Below are 224 nucleotides of genomic sequence, written 5' to 3' on the forward strand. Positions count from 1 at the left end.
TTTAATTGTTCTATTTATTCGTTCAGCATATGCATTATCTTGAGCACAAATAGCCATAGAGATTTTACATTTATTAGCTTTTAATAACTCTATATAGGGCTTATAAATATATTGAGCTCCTCTGTCAGAATGATGTATTTTGGGTGCTTTATTGTTTTTTAAAGCCATTTCCATTGCTTTAACATTTGCATCAGCTCTCATACTATTTGAAAGTTGATGTCCCA

Annotated in this window: 1 protein-coding gene; it reads right to left on the reverse strand. The window is 30.4% G+C overall.

Features of this window, described 5'->3' with window-relative positions; genetic code table 11:
- The coding region (locus tag EWU23_RS13935) for a DDE-type integrase/transposase/recombinase (protein ID WP_166233216.1) at positions 1–224 on the reverse strand (224 nt) is incomplete at both ends.

Source organism: Aquirufa beregesia, from assembly GCF_011090385.1.
Classification (GTDB): domain Bacteria; phylum Bacteroidota; class Bacteroidia; order Cytophagales; family Spirosomataceae; genus Aquirufa; species Aquirufa beregesia.